We start from the raw sequence: 18,926 nt of genomic DNA on the forward strand, positions 1-18,926 counted from the left end.
TACCGTCCTATTCGCTGGCATTCTGCAGCTGCATGGGGAAAGACTCGTCGTCATAGCTGGCTGCACAGTCCGCTATTTCGCCTTCGGCTTGACGGCACTCCACCCTCGGCATCTCATAATTGCTACCGTCTTCGCAGCGAGCGCGTTCTTTAGCCTCAACGTGCAGTTCACCGTCTTGCATGGTGGCGGCTACGGGGCCGGTACAGTTCATGCCATCAGGGCCGCCGCGGCGGATTTGCATCTGGCCTTCACCTTCGTCAAAGGCGTATCTCACCTGCAGGGGCCGGCCGCTCTGGCTATCCATTACGCCAGCGCCGCGCCAATCTCCATTGAGAAACGCTGCAGCACCGTCTGGTGGGTTGGCGGGCAGACTTAGTGGCTCTGGCATTGTGCCGAGCTCGGGTGGTGTGATTGCTTCGGGGCTGTCTCCGCTCAGTTCTGCTGGTGCCGCGGGCAGTTCGCCTGGCGATAGCTCGGGAGTAACAGGTGGCTCACCATTGGGGAGAGGCGTTTCAGTGGGCGCCAAGGAGGTGTCAGCATCAGGCAACCCTGTCTCAGTAGCCGCATTCGTTAGCCCGATATCGGTGTCGGGTAGAGCCCAGTCGAGCGCTCCAGCTCCGCTACCGATCGTCGGCAGACCGAAGCCGCCATTCAGTTCCACTGACCCTCTGGGCACAGCAATGCCGCTGGTCTGCCCCTTAAAGGGCCAAACGTCCCATCCTTGCCATTCCGGCTTAGCGGAGGAGAAAGCAGTGGCGTCGCCTGAGGGTAGATTTATCCCGGTGCCAGGCGCTGTCGTGGATGTGGAGCAGGCTCTAAAGCCAAAAAGTAAAAGCAGCAGTAGAAGTAGTGCTAACGGTAGCAACCACCATAGTCGACGCCACCAGGGGCGCGTTGGCTCTTCAGCAACAACCGGTTTGGCGACTGGTGCTGCCGCGCCGAGTGACGCTGGGACGGGAGTGATTGGTGGGGTAGCTGATGCCAGCTCGGGCTCAGCCTGAGGATAAAGACACTGCAGCGGGTTGGCATGTCGATCGATTTCTGGGTGCGTAAACCCCCAGAACGTTAGCACAGGGGTGCCATCCACTAGATAGACGAAGTTTTCATCTGGGAAATGGCATACCCACTTGAGCAAGCGCGCAAATACTTCATGATCACCGCCTTGGCTTTCATCTGGTATTTCAACGGCTTGAATCTCTTTTTGAAAGGCCGCTAACTGGATGCGGGCATCTTCTCGTTCGCCTTCTGTAGCGCTTCTCCAGGGCACTACATCACCCTCTATACCGCTATACCAGTCCACCCCCTCGCCTTGCTGATCACGCTGTGGAATAGCGAGATGGCGCTCCCGTCCTTTTAATCGACGAGCAATGGCTTTGCGTAATTGGAGTGCTGAGTAATAGACCGGCTGACCCGTTTCGCCTAGGGCGCGGTACTGCTCGGTCTTCCCGCTATGCAATAAAAGAGATGTCATATCTAAACCTTACTTCGATAGAACCATTCGTTAACTGGCTCAGGTGAGTCAGTGTCAAAACAGCGGGTTCGATAAAGCAAGGGCAGGGCGTGCGTTGCACGCGAATTGGATTGAGTACAAGTCCAGCGTTCCCTAGCGAATTTTAATTGGTATGATTAGTTTTCTAACTATCTTAGCAAGGTTAATTTAGTAAAAAAAGCTAAGTTAGGATATTAAAAATAAAGTGTTTTTTTGTATGGGTATTTTTACCACCTGAAAGCTGGCATTTCTCTTGGTTAACTCCCTATTTCCCTTCACTAATCACCTGATCGCGGACATAGTATTTACCTAGATTAAAATCGATCACCTGACCATACGAACAAGTGAAGTATCAAAATCAGCGAGACCATCGTGTCGATATCATCCGCAGCCTAGGCGTCAGACACACGGGAGGCTTAGCCATGGAAACTATCCAGCTTGGCCTCGGGTGATATGAGCCTGTACAGATGAAAGGCATGCAGGCATAGTCATCAACTTTGTTTGCAGGCTAATTAAGCTGCTTTATGTCATGACGTTGTTTAAGGGGTGTCGTTTAGTATGTTGATATATCTTGTCTTTTTGATGATTTTCGTGGGTGTGACCATAGCTTTTTATCAAGTGTATGAGATTCATTACAATATAAACATTGGCAATGATAAAAAGCTGTCGAATGCCGATAAAAGCCACTTAAAAGCGCTTTCGGAGCAAGCCAAAATCGCCACGCAAACCCAAGGGCGGGCCGATTTTGACCGAGCTGCCACTAGCACTTTAGGCGCTGACTTCAATCGGGATATCGCGTTGGCAGCGTTTGCGGAAGAGGAGGAGGGCTGCTATGCGATTCCCTTGCTACGTCGTAAAGCGCAATTGCGTTTTAACGGCGAGAGCGGAGTGAATAAACGCATTTCGAATATGAGCCATATAAAAGTGCAACACTTGCCGTTTTTGAAAACAACGCTGCCGCGTATCAATATGCGCGCAGCGTTGATTACGTTGGTTATTTTGAACTGTTTCCTGGTTCAGCTACTAGCTGCCATGAGTGTCTATACGATTAGCTATCCAGTCTCGATTGCTTGGCTGGCTTGGCTAAACGATCCCTGGGCAGTGATGCTGCTGATTTATGCCTTTATCTTTACGTCACTGCTTATTTCGACGTTTGATAGGTATATGCACGACCTTTATCAACTTGGAAAGCTGTTTAAGACAAAAGCTGTTTAGGCGTCAGTGCAGCGGGTAATCTCATTGGCCAACTGCTCCAGCAGCGCATCGTAGAGGCCAGTATTCAACGTCAGACCCACGACAAACGAGCCTGGAGATGCTCTAGAAAGATGGTTAAATATTCTTTTCTCTGGGCGGCGTTTTCGCGGTAGTACGCTGCGTTATCAGGGGCGATCTCACTTAGCTGCTTGGCGATGGCGTCAAGCCCATGGCGTGTATTGGCAGGATCCAGCCAAGCATGACTGTGATCATGGTCATTAGCACTGTTGAGCGCAAAGGTCGCGCTTTAGCGGTATACAACCTGATCTCGGCCTTGGCGTTTGCCTAAATAAAGAGATTTATCTGCGCGGTGAAGAATGCAGTCTTCTGTTGGGTCATCCGCAGCGAAACTGGAGACGCCGCAGGTGATGGAAATATGGAAAGTGCCACCCGCTTCGGTCGTAAACGGGTGGTCTGCCAGTGCTTGCCTAATACCATCCGCAATAGCCACCGCATCTTCTGATGATACTTCGAATAGCAATACGGCAAACTCTTCACCACCCAAGCGGCCTATAATATCGGTCTCTCTAAAGCGCTCTTTGAATAGGCGGCAGACCTGCTGCAGTACCTGATCCCCTATTGCATGGCCGTAGGTATCATTGACGGTTTTAAAGTAATCGACATCAAAGAGAAGTACTGCGACGTTCTTCTCACTGCGACGGAAGTGGGAAAAGGCCTGGCGAAGTCGCTTCATGAAGTAGCGCCGGTTAAATACCCCCGTTAGGTCATCGGTAATCGCCTGCTTGCGTAATTTTTCCTCTAACGCTTTGTGTGCGGTGATGTCATGCAGGGTGCCGAGAAGGATATTGGGGTCATCCGGTGATGTGTTATCGGCAATTTCGTGGAGCCATCGAATGCAGCCGTTAGGCTGAATAATGCGATATTTGATGTCAGTAAAACCAATCTTAAGCATTTCTTGGCGCGATTGAGCTACTTTGTCTTGATCCAGGGGATGAACCATGGTCATAAATGCTTCGTGACTGGGGGCGAAGTAACGAGGGTCGACATCCAAAAACTCGTAAACCACTTCAGACCAATATACATCGCCCGTCGCTAGCGACATCTGCCAATAGCCTAGGCGTCCTACTTTATGTAATTTTTGTAGCGTGCGTGTATAAGCCAGCCACTCATCCTGGGTTAAGTGTTTGGCAAACACCTGAGAGGCTGAGGGACTGGGAAATAGAATGGAGTGCCTCGAAGCCATTTATATGGCTGCCGGGTGGGGGCCCGCAGGCCATGTAGTTAGAAAAGTTAATGCACTTTCCGCATCAACGGGTCGACTGAACAAGTAGCCCTGTAGTATATCGCAACCAATTTCGTGCAATAATTTTTGCTGTGCTGCGTACTCTACGCCCTCAGCAACCACCTCTAACCCCAAGCCATGGGCAATGCGAACAATACCGCTGACTAGATTGACTGCTTTTGCGTCATGGGGAAGGTCGTCAATAAAACTTTTATCTATTTTGAGTACGTCGACAGGCAGGCGTTTAAGGTAGCTCAAGGAGGAGTAGCCTGTACCGAAATCATCCAGCGCCAGGGAAATACCGCTCTCTCGCAATTTGCGCATGGTGAGAACAGCGCTGTCGATATCTGTTAGCAAGCTCTCTTCGGTAAGCTCAAGGGTCAGGCGTTGCGGTGCTAAATCGTGCTCTTCAAGCGTTTGAAGGATATGCCCGACAAAGTTGCGCTGGTAAAACTGGTTGGCAGGAATGTTAATACTTAGCTTTAACGGGGGATCGCTGGGCTTGATGGGCCAATGATGGGCTTTTTCACAAACGCACCCTAACGACCAGTCCGTCAGTAACCGGGACAACCGAGCGTTTTTTTCAGCAATCGGCACAAATTCGCCGGGGCTAACGGTGCCTAATGACTTGTCCTGCCAGCGAGCTAACGCTTCAAACCCCATCACACCGCTGCTGTCGGCAAGCACCAGCGGCTGATAGTGCTGCCGTAACTTTCTGCCTCTCAGCGCTGACTCCAGGCGCTGCTCAATCTTATGTCGACGTAACGCACTCTCTTCGGTGCGATGAGTGAAAATATGAATGTTTTCGTAAGTCTTGGGCCCTTTGAGGGCTGCCCGCGCTCTTTCTAGCAAATCTTCCGGGCTAATGCCGTCTTCGGGCGAGACGCTAATGCCCACATCGATGTTGGGACGTATGGTGTGGCCATTCAGGTCAATGGCAGCGTTGAGCTTATTGATGATGGGTTTAATCACGCCGAAGAGATCACGCAACGAATAAATTGAGACCACGGCACCGAAGCGGTCAATATCCATATTGCCGACGGCCAGGATACCTATATCAGGAGAAGTTAGACGATCAGTCAGACATTTCAGGATGGCGTTGCGATTTTCGCGTCCATACAAGCGGCTGATTTCGTCAAGGTTATTCATACGTAAGTGCAGAACCACCAAGTGGTATGACTCTGTTTGCGCAAGTTGAATTAAATTCTTGAGAGTTTCCCCAAACAGCGTTTCGTCAGGTAGGCCCGTTCGGACATCGCGCTGATTGATGCGATTGGCTTGATGGCGGACATTGAAGAGCTGTGACCTCAGGTGAATCTGCTCTTCCACGATATTGCCAAAAGCGATTAGCCAGGAGCGCTCCACTTCATTTAACGCCCGCGGCTGGGTGTCGCTAATACACAAAGTGCCAATGGCGTGCCCGTTAGGTCCGTGCAATACAACGCCTGCGTAGAAACGAATACAGGGTGATGAGGTCACCGCTTTGTGTTGACGGAAAAAATCGCTCTCTAGCGTATCCGATACTTCAAGATAGCCATGCTCAAGAGCGTGTACACAAAAGGAGAGCTCATGCGGCATCTCGCGAGCCTCAATCCCTACCGACGATTTAAACCACTGTCGATTTTCATCAATTAGCGATATGACGGCGATCGATGCATTAAAGACCTGAGATACTAAGCGCGTATAACGGTCAAAGTGCTCTTCTTGAAGGGTGTCTAGTATGTCGAGCGAACGCAGTTCAGTTAGTCGTGCATCCTCATCTTTTAGACGGATGAAGTGTTCGTGAGTATCATCCATGTCCATAGAGCCTGCCTACTGAAAAACCGAGCATAAGGGCAAGGAGCCGGTAGCGTTCACACTAAAGCTGTAAACGAGTTTATCGTTTGATTTAATCATTCTTACGGGTGTTTTTCAAACATACCTAAGGGTTTTTATGTAGGCTGAAGGCGCATTGGTCATCGTTAAATAAGTCTGAATAGACTAGCGGTAGTGAGTAAGCGCGTCGTAAAATCAAGTATTGGTAAGTAATTGGAAGTAACAGGGAGTGTTCCGGGTGGCAGGGCGCGCCACGACACAGCTAGTCATGGGTGGAGGTGCGTGCATGAATCCACAAGGCAATTCTGAGCCATCTATTAGAGTCGTCATCATTAATGAAAGCGGTTTCATTCGTGAAGGGCTTTGCCGTGTCATTGAAGGGTTTAAAGACATTGAGGTGGTGGCAAGCCTCTGTAGCCCTCATGCGTTAGCTGAGGTGACTCAGTACTTACCAGTTGATGTGGTGTTGATTGATGCGCAGCCTCCCAGTCAAGCAGGCTTTGAGGCAGCCAAGCAGTTGTGCAAAAGTGGTGGTAAAACGCGGGTGGTCATTCTGTCGGTTAATCCAAGCCTTGCTGAAGTAAAACGTGCGCTGCAGGTCGGGGCGAACGGTTTTTTGTTGAGAGAGGCAGGCGTTAGCGAGCTTGAAGTAGCGCTGCATGCTGCCGTTAAAGGTAAGATATTTTTATGTCCTACGATACTCAAGCGGTTGTCTGTAGCGTTGGCAGTAGATGAGCTACCTACAAGCGGCAGTATGCCTTTTAATGCTGCTCAAGATCTTTATTCAATTGACGAAATCATCGGCAAAGCACTACGTTTGGGGATACTGCGACAAGAACAATGATCAGGGTTTTTACTTATACTGATTTTGCGGTCAGTAAGTTACCGTGCGTTATTGAGCAGGCTCCACCGAGTTTCTATTGTTGGTTTCAATCTGGCGTTTAAGTCTAGGAATGGAGCCACACCCAATAGTCCAATGATAGTGATTGAACCCGCGCTAGCGAAGGGGTTTTACGTCAGGTTTTACCTTTTCAAGGTCCGTGCCCTATTTCCATGAAACGTTCAGAAGATACCATCCGGATATTACTAGCCGATGAGCATCGTTTAGTGCGCTCCGCGATCAGTGCCCTTATCGAAACCTTCGACAACATGTCGGTGGTTGCTGAAATGGATTCTGAGCAACAGCTCATGACAGAGGCTGCCCGTTTCGACGTTGATGTGGCGATTATTGACGCAGCGGTTATCTCGTTAGGCCGGTTAGAGTCGTTAGGTCAGCTTACCGATATTTGTCCCGGTATTCGTGTGGTCGTTCTCTCTACCTACTCTAGTGATAGTTTTATTCGTCGCCTTTTTGAAGCAGGAGCCTACGGGTTTCTGCACAAAAATTCAGATGTTAACGAATTGGAAATGGCCATACGTAAAGCTGCACAAGGGGAGCGTTTCGTGCTCACTGCCATGGAACCTGAGCAGTTCGTTGATGCTGCTTCGGTGGTGGGGGCTGCCATTATCCATGAAAACCCCCTTACCCTAAGGCAAAGCGAAGTATTAACACTCGTAGCAAGAGGTTTGCGAAGCAAGGCCATCGCAGACAAGCTCAATGTCAGCATCAAAACCATCGAGACCCACCGCGCCGATATCATGCGCCGACTTGGCGTCAGGCACACGGCAGGCTTAGTCCATGAAGCTATACGGCTGGGTTTATTGGTGACGCCTCAAGACACTGATGGGCCTCGTTGAGGCTTACGGCTTACTAGGCGAAACCACGCTAAAACTTTTCCACTTCCTGCTTTTATTAATCCTGGCGTGATTTCATTCTTTATAGCCATCAAACCCGTTTAGTCGCCGCCAGCGTATATAAAAACTCCAGCCCCAGCGTCGCAGCAGCGAGCGACGTAATGTCGCCATGATCGTAGGCAGGATTAACTTCCACCACGTCCATGCCGACTAATTCCATGCCCACCATGCCGCGAATGACTTTCAGCATTAGGTCGGTAGACATGCCACCGCAGACCGGGGTGCCGGTGCCGGGGGCGTAGGCAGGGTCTAGTCCGTCGATGTCCAGGCTGACGTAAGCAGGATGATGACCCACTTTGGCACGAATACGCTCCAGTACAGCGGCTGCACCGTGGTCGTTGACCCAATCCGCATCCAGCACTTCATAAGGGTGGTTGTGGCGGTCATAGCTGGTGCGAATACCAATTTGCAGCGAGTGTTCCGGCACCACCAATCCCTCTTTCAGGGCGTGGTGAAAAATGGTGCCGTGGTCAAAGCGCGTGCCCTGCTCGTAGGTGTCGGTGTGGGCGTCAAAATGGATCAGCGCCAGCGGGCCGTGTTGGCGTGCGTGGGCGCGCAGCAGTGGCAGGCTGATGTAATGATCGCCCCCCAGCGTGAGCATTTTTTTGCCTGCGCTTAGCCAACGTTGAGCGTGATTTTCTAGGTTATCGACTAGGCTTTCTGGCTCGCCGTAAGCGTAATCAACGTTGCCTGCATCGCACACCTTGAGGCGCTCGTCCAACGCAAAGTCCCAGGGCCAGCGCTTACCTTCCCAGATTAAATTGGCAGTGCTTTGGCGAATCGCATTCGGCCCCATACGAGTGCCCGCACGGCCAGAACACGCCAGATCAAAGGGAACGCCACTCACTACAACCTCGGCATCGGTCGTCTTAGGATCCGTTGCTTTTTCTACACCCATAAAAGTAGAAATCATATCGCCATAAAGGCTAGGCATGGTCTGAGTTAGTGGGTGGGTCACCGTCGTATGTCTCCTTGCGTGCTGGTTAATCGCTGTCTGGTGCGAATGGTGCAGACGATAAGGAATAATTGGTGATAAATTAAATGAATGTTTAGAATTTAATCATTCTTTTTGTGAATGATGGTGATTCATGCGCTCGCTACGCCATTTCGATCTAAATCTGCTGTTGGTTTTTGAGGCGCTGATGCGCGAACGCCACGTTACCCGAGCGGCAGAAAGGCTTTTTTTAAGCCAGCCAGCATTGAGCCATGCGCTCAAGCGCTTGCGTGAGTCACTGGATGACCCACTGTTCATTCGCACCGAAAATGGTATGCAGCCAACGCCCCGTGCTCTGGCGCTGCAACCTGTGGTACAGCAGGCGCTGGCACTGCTTCGAGAGGGGCTGGCGCCACCGCCGATGTTTTCACCTGCCAACAGCACACGCCGCTTTACGTTGGCCACCACCGACTATTTTGAAGAGGTGATGTACCCCCCTTTTCTTAGCCAACTGCTGGCCTACGCACCGGGCATTAGTTTTTCAATCGAGCTGATTACGCCCGACGTTTTAAGTGAAGGGCTGGAGCAACGCCACGTGGATATGGTGGTAGGGCTGGATAGCCAGAGTGCGCTACCCAGCGGGGTTGTTCAGACTCCGTGGATGAATGAGGGGTTAGTCTGCTTGGTGGCTAGCCATAATGAGCGCGTGGGAGATGCGCTGGATCTTGCGCAGTTTGCTAGAGAGCCCCATGTGGAGCTGGCCGATATCAGCGGCCTACTGCCTAGCAACATCGACAGTTGTTTAGTTCAGCACGGCTTAACCCGGCGAGTGATCTCAAAAAACCTTAACTATATTGCCGCAGCCCGCGTAGTGGCGCTGACGGAAGCGATCATGACCCTGCCACGCCAAATGGCTGAGCGCTTTGTGACCATGTTGCCGGTGCGCTTGGTGGAACCGCCAAAAGAGCTGCCTGCGCTGAAAATGACGCTGATTCAGCATGGCCTATATGCCAATGAGCCAGCCAACGCGTGGCTCTATGGGGTACTAACTGAGTTTGCCAAAGGCTTTAGCCAGCGCAAGGGATAAGCGATCAAGAGCGATGACGCTACATAAAGGAGCGCATGTTGTCGTTATACAACCCAGTTGAATCAAAGGTTGAATAGTATCTGGCAGGCACACCGTAAGATCCTAGACTGCTAATAGGTGTTATGTATGACGTCGTTAGCAGTGCCGCGCTAAGGCTTGGTAATGGCGAGCTAGAAAGATAAATAAAAGGAGAACGCGAGTGAAAATAGGTGCACCGAAGGAGAGTGCCCGGGGGGAAGCGCGCGTCGCGCTGACCCCTGAGAGCGCCAAACAGATTCAAAAGTTAGGCCACGAGTGCTTGGTAGAAACCGGTGCTGGCTTGGCCGCGGGCTTTAATGACGACACTTATCGCGATGCGGGCGTTACCGTCGTGGACGGTGCCGATGCGCTTTGGCACGACGCTGAGGTGGTCATTAAAGTCCGCGAGCCCTCTGAGGAGGAGGCCGGGCGGCTGCGGGAAGGGCAAACCTTGATCGCCTTCTTCTGGCCAGCACAAAACGAAGCGCTGCTTGAGAAGTGCAAGGCCCAGGGCGCCACCGTGATTGCCATGGATATGGTGCCGCGTATCTCGCGGGCGCAGAAGATGGATGCGCTCTCCTCGATGGCCAATATCGCTGGTTACCGCGCGGTCATTGAAGCGGGCAACAATTTTGGCCGCTTCTTTACCGGCCAGGTAACGGCGGCAGGTAAAGTGCCTCCCGCCAAAGTGCTGGTGATTGGTGCCGGTGTGGCGGGTTTGGCGGCGATTGGTACCGCCACCAGTCTGGGTGCTGTGGTGCGCGCCTTTGACGTACGCCCCGAGGTCTCTGAGCAGATCGAGTCTATGGGCGCCGAGTTCCTGTTCCTCGATTTCGAAGATAGCCAGGACGGTTCCGAAAGCGGTGGCTACGCCTCGCCTTCAAGCCCGGAGTTCCGCGAAAAGCAGCTGGAGTGCTTCCGTGAGCAGGCGCCGGACGTGGATATCGTGATTACTACCGCACTGATTCCCGGCAAGCCCGCCCCCAAGCTGTGGCTGGAAGACATGGTCGCGGCCATGAAGCCCGGTTCGGTGATTATTGACTTGGCCGCCGAGAAGGGCGGCAACTGCGATCTAACTAAACCTGACGAGCGAGTGGTATCGGATAACGGTGTGATCGTAATTGGCTACACCGATTTCCCTTCGCGCATGGCAACGCAGTCATCGCTGCTCTACGCCACCAATATCCGTCATATGTTGACTGACCTGACGCCCGACAAAGAGGGCGTGATCAATCACAATATGGAAGACGACGTGATTCGTGGCGCTACAGTGACCCATCAGGGCGAAATAACCTTTCCGCCGCCACCGCCCAAAGTAAAAGCAATTGCGGCCGCTAAGCCGAAGAAGAAAGAGAAAGCGCCCACGCCGGAAGAGAAGAAGGCCACTGAGCTTGCCAGCTTTAAAGCGCAAACCAAGCGCCAGGTGAGCCTATTGGCTGTTGGTGGCGTACTTATGCTGCTGCTGGGCCAAGTGGCGCCAGCGTCCTTTATGCAGCACTTCATTGTCTTTGTACTGGCCTGCTTTATCGGCTTCCAGGTGATTTGGAAAGTGAGCCACTCGCTGCATACACCGTTGATGGCGGTGACCAATGCGGTTTCGGGCATCATTATTTTGGGGGCGATTCTGCAGATTGGCTCCGGTAGCGCAGTAGTGAGCGTGCTGGCGGCGATCTCGGTGCTTATCGCGTCAATCAATATCGTGGGTGGCTTCCTGGTGACACGCCGGATGCTGGCCATGTTCCAAAAATCCTAAGCGGCGGAGAGACGATATGTTAGGTCAAGGATTCGTATCTGCCGCGGCAATCGCGGCGAGCGTACTGTTCATTCTGTCATTGGGCGGTTTGAGTAACCAGGAGAAAGCCAAGCGGGCCGTGTGGTACGGCATCGTGGGTATGGCGGTAGCGGTGTTCTTCACTGCTCTCGGCCCTGGTATTGGCGGCTACTGGTGGCTGATCCCGATGATGCTGATTGGCGCGGGTATTGGCGCCTACGTGGCAGGCAAGGTCGAAATGACCGAAATGCCCCAGCTAGTCGCAGCGCTGCATAGTTTTGTCGGTTTAGCAGCCGTATTTGTGGCCTGGAGCGCAGACTTAGAGCGCCGCAGAGTAATGGCCGCGCGCGCCGCCGAGGCATCGCTGGATCAGTTCTCCGCCTTTGCCGCGCTGGTCGCCACCAAAGCGCCCGATGAGCTGATGTTCCTGCAGGTTGAGGTGGTGCTGGGTATCTTTATCGGTGCAGTCACCTTTACCGGCTCGGTGGTCGCCTTTGGCAAGCTGGCGGGTAAAGTTGACGGCAAGCCTCGGCAGTTGCCCGGCGGGCATATGCTTAACGCTGGTGCCGCGGTGCTGTCACTGCTGCTGGCGATTCTCTACTTGAATGGTGCGGGCTTCTGGACACTGTTAGTGCTCGCAGCGCTGGCGTTCTTTATCGGCTACCACCTGATCATGGGCATTGGCGGGGCGGATATGCCCGTAGTAGTCTCGATGCTCAACAGCTACTCCGGCTGGGCGGCGGCGGCCATCGGCTTCACACTCTCAAACGACTTGCTGATTGTGACCGGCGCGCTGGTGGGTTCATCCGGGGCGATTCTCTCTTACATTATGTGTAAGGCGATGAACCGCAACTTCATCAACGTCATTTTAGGCGGCTTTGGCGGAAGCGCTGGGCCCGCGGCGGAGATCGAAGGCGAGCAGGTGGCGATTGACGCCGGTGGCGTAGCGAGTGCCTTGAACGACGCCGACAGCGTCATCATCGTACCCGGCTACGGCATGGCCGTGGCCCAGGCGCAAACAGCGGTGAGCGACTTAGTGCGCAAGCTGCGCGCGGCGGGGAAAACCGTGCGCTTTGGTATTCACCCGGTAGCGGGGCGCCTGCCAGGGCATATGAACGTACTGCTGGCAGAAGCCAAGGTGCCTTACGACATCGTGCTAGAGATGGATGAAATCAACGACGATTTCCCGACCACCGATGTGGTGATCGTGATTGGCTCCAACGACATCGTGAACCCAGCGGCCGAGGAAGACCCCAATAGCCCCATCGCTGGCATGCCGGTGTTGAAGGTATGGGAAGCCAAGCAGGTGTTTGTTTGCAAACGTGGTCAGGGCACCGGCTACTCCGGTATCGAGAACCCGCTGTTCTTTAAAGAGAATACGCGCATGTTCTATGGCGATGCCCGTGATAGCTTGAATACGCTGCTGCCGTTGGTCGAATAGTGTTACTAACGCTCAAACTTAAGTAAGTAACTACTAAAACAAGTAACTCAAAGGGGCGAGGCGCTAAGCGCTTCGCCCCATTTTTTTAGCTAAACCTGGCGCTAGGTATCATTTTCCTCGCCGGTTAGCTGACGCCAAGAGCGGCGGCCTAAATGATCGCTGCTAAAGCCAACGCCAACACTGATAGGCATGGCGTCAGGATTACCCAGAAACAGCTGCTCGGTATCGCCGATAGCAACGCCGACTAAACGCTCACCGGTGCCGGTTTGCAGTCCAGTGATGGCGTCACCGTTAATTTGCGCGTCGCTATCAGACGCGCCATCTCCATCAACATCGAAGGTGGTGAAACCTCCGCTTCCACCGGTATCGGCCAGTAGCGACATAAAGAACCCGGTGCGTCCGCCACCACAGGGATCAGATTCATCGGGCAACAGCGTTGAAAAACGAACCCGTCTGGGTACGCTGCTGGAAATGGACGGCGCAGCGATGACTCGCTCGCCCGCAGGAAGCACTAATCGCCAGCCTTGTTGATTGCTCAAAAGGGGGTTATTGGTGCTGGCGCGTAAATTCAAACCATCACGCATTGAATTTCCCGTAATGCGCTGTTCCAAAAGGTTGCTTTGGGTAAGCGTGGTGCTCCTGGTCACTTGGTCCCGAAGGCCGATTAACTGTTGAGGCGTACTGTCGCCAATGTCGCTATTGCGGAAATAGCTGCCGGTACCGACGGTCACCATCAGTGTATCCAGTGAGTCACTGCTTAGCGTGACCGCAGGTGCCGATGTAATCGGCTGGCTGGCGCTGCCTGCATAGAAGTGGTTCACGCTGCCGCTACCGGTCAACGAAAAGCGCCACACGTTGCCCGCTAAATCCCCTGCGTAGGCAAAGCGGGCACCTGCGTAGCTAGGCCATGAAGTGACTGTCGGTGTGGCCAAACCATTGGGTGCGTCAGCGCTGCCTACGGTAGTTTCAAACCGGTTAAGAAGCTTGCCATCTGTAAGGCGAACAACAAACAGTGATGCCTGATAGCTAGCGCTGTTGTAACCATTGCCAAAGATTGCCACCCAAGTGCCATCGGTGAGCTGGGTAATCGTCGGCTCGCTAACGCCGCTGCCCAGTTCTGGGTGACGGTATTCCCACATCACGTTAGCGGCTCCCATATTGGTCGGGTTGCTAACATCTAGCGCAAACACGGTACGTCCGCCTGCTCCCATGGTGCCCACCGCAACGGCCGTGGGGCCGCCTGGAATATTCACCTCTCGTACCGCAGGGGTGCCATCCATAAAATAGCGGTGGCTGTAGTTTTCCCTGGTGAGTGGTTGCAACGTTGGCGTGTCACCTTGAGTCAATTCTGCCGGCAGGTAGGCAAACAGTTCACGACCAGTCACGGCATCAAAACCGTGCAGCATGCCGTCGTTGGCAGCCGATAACAGCAGCGAAACGCGATTTTCAGTGCCCTGCAATACCACTGGATCAGCGTTGATAATGTCACCCAACAGCGACTGGCGCGCCCTAAGCCCAGGGACATTAATGCCCTGCAACCAACTGATCTCGGCGCTAGATAAGCCGCTGCTGCCTGTGCTCAATAGTGCGCCGGTGCGCGAGCCATCATCTTGCCGCTGAGAGGTTAGCAAACGGCGGTTGCCTCGTTGGCCAAGGAGCTGATCTTCAGCGTCCCACAGCTCTTCACGGGTGCCGTCGGGCTGTATCAGGGAGGCGGTCAGGCGGCCTGACCAGTCTTCGCTTCTAAAGCCTGCGGTATAAAGAAGGTTGCCACTTTCAAAACCACGCTCGTTGCTGTTAACCGCCGCTGAGGTATTGGACTGCGACGCGGCAATGATACTGCCCAGCACTTGCTGCATGACTTGATTGAGCGATGCCTCATCATTGGCAAAGTAGGCGCGCTCGGTTCCTCCGGCGCTGGCAAGATCGCCCAGTGGGTCATCTGATACATTGGGCAGGTTGGCGATATCTGGCGGCAAGTTGAAACCGACGACATAGGTGCGCACCGGGTTAGGCAACTGCGCGTTGGTGTCATCGTAAAGTCGTTTAATGGCACTTTCAGCACTGGCGAGTGCGCCGCTAACGTTATTGCCCAACGAATTACCGTTACGATCAACTGACGGCAGACCATCGGTTAGCCAAATGTTGGCGTTGACCAAGCACTGCTCAGCATCAGGGTTATTGATATTAGGAATAGCGATCCCTGAGCGTTGCCCTTGATTATTGCGAAAGCTACTGCCGCTACCGGTATTGTTGAGAAAATAATCCCGTGCGGTATACATCGTGCCTTCAATAGGCGTCAGGCCAGTGGCTAATAGAGGCCAAGCAGGGTCGGTCATTGGGTTTCCATTGCCGTTCCACTCGTGACGCTGTGTTCCTAGCTTGGTTTCTATAGCGGTCCAATGCGCATCATTGACGGAACCATCTTGATTAAGGCCGCCAATCGGCACGTGTAAATAGCCTAAGCCCGGTGATGAGGTTGTACGCCATTCCCACTGATTAAGTTGTAATGAAGCTGTATGCGCCCCCCAGTTAGAAATTCCGCGTTGACGAAGGCTATCAACTAACGGGAGCGAGTAACTAGAATTAACTGGCAAACGATATGAAATGCCGTCGCCAATAGCAGGAGAGCTTGAGAAGCCGTTCGTCAGGCTTCTATAACGTTCCGAAACCTGGTCTGAAGAAGCGGTAGGCATTGATATGCGACGCCAATATTCAGTTACATCGTTGCGAGGTAGTCCCGTATTGAAGCTTTCTTCAAACATGTAGCCAGGAACGCCCACGTTAAAAAAGGCGTATATGCCTAGCCCTGGTAAACGGGCGCGAAAACGTTTGGTACTTGCATTCCAAGCACCTTCAAACTCAGGGTCGTACCAACGTGGATTGGCACTCGTAGAGTAACGTGGTTCAAGCGCACGCTCCGTAAGACGCCAGACGACCGTTCTTTCACTAAAAGCACTATCGCGTGTTAGTGACGCTGGGTTCTGCTGATACGCCATCAGACCAAGGTTTAAATCCCCGCGATAACGCTCAATGAGATCACGTCCCACACTTTTCATAATACTGGATTTGCTTAATGGCGAACGCGCTCCCGCCGGACATTGTGCAGCATTGAACGTGTCTGGTTGGCAGGCTTGAAGGTTCTCACGGTCTTGTTGATTATTGCCCAACGCCACGCGGCCATCTAACCCTTCCTGCCCGCTTTCTGAGTTATCCAATATCAACAGCACGTTGGGCGGCACCCGGCTCACCACGTTCAGTGGCGCAGGCGAAAGACCGGTTTGATCATTGGGTATCTCGTAGTCTTGTTCCTCCCCGTCATCTTCTCCACCACTGATTGGCGGTTCAGGTTCAGGTTCAGGCTCTGGTTCCGGCTCCGTGGGTGGTGGATCTGTTGGTGATGGATCGGTGGGTGATGGGTCTGCTGGAGGTGGGTTAGGCGGAATGGAGCCAGCCCCAAATGCCGGACTCACCATCGGGCCAAGTGATAACGCAGCGAACAGTAGTAGCAACGTGAAACGAGAATGCGTCATGGTAAGGGAACCTCTACCGACTGTTCGCGAACATAAAGGCTTTCGAGCGTAACGCTGGTCTCTTCGGCTGTGCCGAACCCTTGCGCCTCAATGCGATAGAGGGTTTCAAGCAACTCGTTGCCACTATTGGTTGAGCGGGAGCCCAGACGGGTTAGCTGCTGAATGCGATAGCGGGGACTGCGGCTCAATTGGTCGATGTTGACGTTATGGGTTGTCCAATTATGGGTAACGGAGCCGCCGCTAGCTAACTGATTCTCCGCATCGTGCAGCGCTGCCTCAGCTGCCTGTAAGGCAACAATATTGTCACGTTGGTTCGCCGCCATTCGGTTTTGCATAATCGCATCTTGCATGGAAGAAAGGCTAAGTAGCGTGATAATTGCGAGAAAAATAAGGCTGATAGCGAGCGCCATACCCTGCTGGGACGAAAGGCTTGGGCCATGCATGTTAACGATTCCTCAAGGCAATCGTGGTGGTAAAGGCTTGATAAAGGCGGCCTGGGTCGGCGTTAAAGACGTTATCGCCGCGAAAATTCCCAGCGGAGATCGTGGTGGGTTCAGGGCGCACGTTAGCTTGATCACTCTGCACGATTAAGCTAATGCGCAGCGCGCTTACCTCTGCCCACTCCGCATCACTTATCTGATCTGCCGCTAAATACGCCTGTTCAACCAGAAACGTCGCCCGCATCGCGGCGACATGGCTGGCGAGCACTTCATTGCGCGGCGTTGTTTGGCTGAGGTCTAACCGCATCAGCGAAGGGGCGTTGTCGTTGTCTGGGTCTTGGCCGATATAGTAGAAGGCGCTGTTAAGCGCGCTAAGCGACACGGTTTGTCCAGCGCTGTAGCTCAAGCCACTGACCTTCCCCCAAGGGCTAACACTGCCTGCTAAATTGCTTTGCCAACCCGCCGTGGGGTCTTTTTGTAGTGAGGTAGCGACACCTGACGTATTGTAAAAAATATCGCAGCTTTGCAGGCCCTGTAGCAGCACCAACTGATTGCTAAACAGATTATCAAGGCTGCGATTCAAGGTGAGCTGCTGAGAGTTATCGACGCTGTCAATTTGCAACGATTCGCTGACAAAACCGGTACGTGCGAAGGGGGCACCCCGAAACATCAGGCTGTCTTGATCAGCCACAGGATTTAAAAGTGTGCTCGCTAACGCGCTACTGTCGATATCGCGCCATGCTTTTAACGCTGGCGAAGGGGTTCCTGAGTCAGCCGTGGTGTGCAGGTGAACCGTGGTTTGCGACGGCGCACAGGCCCCGTAATAGGCGGTTTGACGCAGTTCTCGGGTTAATGTATCGAGCGCGAAACGTCCGTTATCCTGCATATTCGCCAGCGCAGTTTGAAAGCGATAGCTTTGTTGCGATGAAATAAGCAATTGTGTTGCACCGGCAACTACCGAAAGCCCAATCGCCATGGCCACCATCAGCTCTACCAGCGTAAAACCTGACTGCTGTTTTTTCATAGCTCCGATACCAATTGAATTTGCCTAATATCGTTGGTTTCGGAAATATCTTTCCAGCGGACGGTAACACTCACCTGACTATTTGCGATGGTAATACCACCTTCGCCGTCAGGGAGTGCGTTGGCTAAATCGGCTACCCATTCCGTTTGGTCGTTGGAGGGTAGTCCACTGCCGGTTGCGCTACCGCCCACCGCTAATCCATAGGCAGACGCTTGCGCATGGTTGGCGCGAACACGATCCAGCATATCTTGGGCCATATTGCTGGCCTGGGTTTCGAAATAGGCCGATCGGTTATGCACGAGCGACTTGGTTTGTAATCCGAGCACACCCAGTAAGCCAATGGAGAGCACTAGCATGGCAATCAGTGACTCCAATAGCGATACGCCTTTCTGTAACTTTTTCATAACGTTTCTCGATAATCCATTAAGAACAGGCTTGTCGGCTGTCAAGAACTCGAGAAATACCGCTGTTTTCTATGCGCACACAGCGCCCAGCGGCGCCTAACGTGAAAGAGACTTTAAATGGGCTGAAGGAGGAAGACACCAAACGACCTTGGCTATTGAAGGTAAAGTGTTCAGGCGCATTGATCACGGCAATTTGGTGAGGTTGTGACCATATACGTAAAATATCGTCGTTACTAATGGTGTCGTCACTAATAACGGCTTCCCATCCAGCGTTCCAAGAGGCTGCATTAATTGGCCGCACGCTAACGGACTGGTTGCGCCTTACCGCTTCACTACGGGCATAGCTCATTGCTACTTTGTACTCATTGGCAGTCGTGACCAAGCGATTCTCTTGAACAATGCGTGAAAAATTAGGAATGGCAATAGTCGCTAGCGTAGCAAATATCGCAAGCGTCACGAGTAACTCTAACAGTGTAAAACCTAGTGCGGGGTGTCTCGCCGTGCGCATGAAGGACTACTCTAATAATACGATTCAAGATAGCTGAGCTGCAGATACATCGTAGGCAGCTTTATTAATTATCGGCCAATTCCATTAGAAGGTTATTTATTTTTCTAATTCATGGAAGGCGTGCTGCCAATGCCGCAGGGAAAAGTGCAGGGTTAAACTGCTATTAAAATA

Annotated in this window: 16 protein-coding genes; 6 read left to right on the plus strand and 10 right to left on the minus strand. The window is 52.8% G+C overall.

The window, feature by feature from the left end; all coding sequences use genetic code 11:
• Window positions 1-7 precede the first annotated feature (7 nt).
• The gene (locus MLE19_RS14975; RefSeq protein ID WP_240718939.1) at window positions 8-1,471 is read right to left on the minus strand and encodes an SrfA family protein; all 1,464 of its coding nucleotides are present in this window, start codon (window positions 1,469-1,471) and stop codon (window positions 8-10) included.
• Between the two features lie 576 nt (window positions 1,472-2,047).
• On the opposite strand from MLE19_RS14975, the gene MLE19_RS14980 reads away from it, so the two are divergent.
• Window positions 2,048-2,704, plus strand: a complete 657-nt coding sequence (locus tag MLE19_RS14980; RefSeq protein ID WP_240718940.1) for a hypothetical protein — start codon at window positions 2,048-2,050, stop codon at window positions 2,702-2,704.
• A 70-nt stretch (window positions 2,705-2,774) separates the two neighbouring features.
• On the opposite strand, the gene MLE19_RS14985 is transcribed toward MLE19_RS14980, so the two are convergent.
• Genes MLE19_RS14985 through MLE19_RS14995 form a run of 3 tightly spaced genes read right to left on the minus strand, consistent with a single transcriptional unit; the run spans window position 2,775 to window position 5,783 of the window.
• Window positions 2,775-2,936 carry a metal ABC transporter solute-binding protein, Zn/Mn family gene (locus tag MLE19_RS14985; RefSeq protein ID WP_276322468.1) on the minus strand — a complete coding sequence of 54 codons (162 nt, stop codon included), beginning with the start codon at window positions 2,934-2,936 and terminating at the stop codon, window positions 2,775-2,777.
• A gap of 54 nt (window positions 2,937-2,990) precedes the next feature.
• Window positions 2,991-3,947 carry a sensor domain-containing diguanylate cyclase gene (locus MLE19_RS14990; RefSeq protein ID WP_240718941.1) on the minus strand — a complete coding sequence of 319 codons (957 nt, stop codon included), beginning with the start codon at window positions 3,945-3,947 and terminating at the stop codon, window positions 2,991-2,993.
• Window positions 3,948-5,783 carry a putative bifunctional diguanylate cyclase/phosphodiesterase gene (locus MLE19_RS14995; protein WP_240718942.1) on the minus strand — a complete coding sequence of 612 codons (1,836 nt, stop codon included), beginning with the start codon at window positions 5,781-5,783 and terminating at the stop codon, window positions 3,948-3,950. It lies immediately after the preceding gene.
• Window positions 5,784-6,087: 304 nt separating this feature from the next.
• On the opposite strand from MLE19_RS14995, the gene MLE19_RS15000 reads away from it, so the two are divergent.
• Together MLE19_RS15000 and MLE19_RS15005 are read left to right on the plus strand one after the other, a co-directional pair.
• On the plus strand, window positions 6,088-6,645 hold the full coding sequence (locus MLE19_RS15000; RefSeq protein WP_240718943.1) for a response regulator: 558 nt from the start codon (window positions 6,088-6,090) through the stop codon (window positions 6,643-6,645).
• A 209-nt stretch (window positions 6,646-6,854) separates the two neighbouring features.
• Window positions 6,855-7,538 (plus strand): LuxR C-terminal-related transcriptional regulator, encoded by a 684-nt coding sequence (locus MLE19_RS15005; protein ID WP_240718944.1) that lies wholly within the window; start codon window positions 6,855-6,857, stop codon window positions 7,536-7,538.
• Between the two features lie 88 nt (window positions 7,539-7,626).
• Here the strand turns inward: MLE19_RS15005 and speB are convergent, their stop codons facing one another.
• On the minus strand, window positions 7,627-8,529 hold the full coding sequence (speB, locus tag MLE19_RS15010; RefSeq protein WP_240719045.1) for an agmatinase: 903 nt from the start codon (window positions 8,527-8,529) through the stop codon (window positions 7,627-7,629).
• Between the two features lie 154 nt (window positions 8,530-8,683).
• Here speB and MLE19_RS15015 point away from each other — a divergent pair, with 154 nt between their 5' ends.
• From MLE19_RS15015 to MLE19_RS15025, 3 genes are all read left to right on the plus strand, one after another.
• Complete coding sequence (locus MLE19_RS15015; protein WP_240718945.1) at window positions 8,684-9,616, plus strand: LysR family transcriptional regulator; 933 nt, start codon at window positions 8,684-8,686, stop codon at window positions 9,614-9,616.
• A gap of 199 nt (window positions 9,617-9,815) precedes the next feature.
• Window positions 9,816-11,387, plus strand: coding sequence for a Re/Si-specific NAD(P)(+) transhydrogenase subunit alpha (locus tag MLE19_RS15020; RefSeq protein ID WP_240718946.1), 1,572 nt, complete (start codon window positions 9,816-9,818; stop codon window positions 11,385-11,387).
• A gap of 16 nt (window positions 11,388-11,403) precedes the next feature.
• On the plus strand, window positions 11,404-12,846 hold the full coding sequence (locus MLE19_RS15025; RefSeq protein WP_240718947.1) for an NAD(P)(+) transhydrogenase (Re/Si-specific) subunit beta: 1,443 nt from the start codon (window positions 11,404-11,406) through the stop codon (window positions 12,844-12,846).
• A gap of 101 nt (window positions 12,847-12,947) precedes the next feature.
• On the opposite strand, the gene MLE19_RS15030 is transcribed toward MLE19_RS15025, so the two are convergent.
• Genes MLE19_RS15030 through MLE19_RS15050 form a run of 5 tightly spaced genes read right to left on the minus strand, consistent with a single transcriptional unit; the run spans window position 12,948 to window position 18,755 of the window.
• Window positions 12,948-16,379 (minus strand): pilus assembly protein, encoded by a 3,432-nt coding sequence (locus MLE19_RS15030; RefSeq protein ID WP_240718948.1) that lies wholly within the window; start codon window positions 16,377-16,379, stop codon window positions 12,948-12,950.
• Entirely contained in the window at window positions 16,376-16,822 is a 447-nt protein-coding gene (locus MLE19_RS15035) for a pilus assembly PilX family protein (protein WP_240718949.1), read from the minus strand. Before MLE19_RS15035 ends, MLE19_RS15030 begins: the two co-directional genes overlap by 4 nt.
• Before the next feature lies 1 nt (window position 16,823).
• On the minus strand, window positions 16,824-17,843 hold the full coding sequence (locus tag MLE19_RS15040; RefSeq protein WP_240718950.1) for a PilW family protein: 1,020 nt from the start codon (window positions 17,841-17,843) through the stop codon (window positions 16,824-16,826).
• Window positions 17,840-18,247 carry a type IV pilus modification protein PilV gene (gene pilV / locus MLE19_RS15045; protein ID WP_240718951.1) on the minus strand — a complete coding sequence of 136 codons (408 nt, stop codon included), beginning with the start codon at window positions 18,245-18,247 and terminating at the stop codon, window positions 17,840-17,842. The genes MLE19_RS15040 and pilV overlap by 4 nt, the downstream gene beginning before the upstream one ends.
• A 19-nt stretch (window positions 18,248-18,266) precedes the next feature.
• Window positions 18,267-18,755: a GspH/FimT family pseudopilin gene (locus MLE19_RS15050; RefSeq protein WP_240718952.1), complete on the minus strand. Its 489-nt coding sequence runs from the start codon at window positions 18,753-18,755 to the stop codon at window positions 18,267-18,269.
• Between the last annotated feature and the right edge of the window lie 171 nt (window positions 18,756-18,926).

Source organism: Vreelandella neptunia, from assembly GCF_022489065.1.
Classification (GTDB): Bacteria; Pseudomonadota; Gammaproteobacteria; order Pseudomonadales; family Halomonadaceae; genus Vreelandella; species Vreelandella neptunia_A.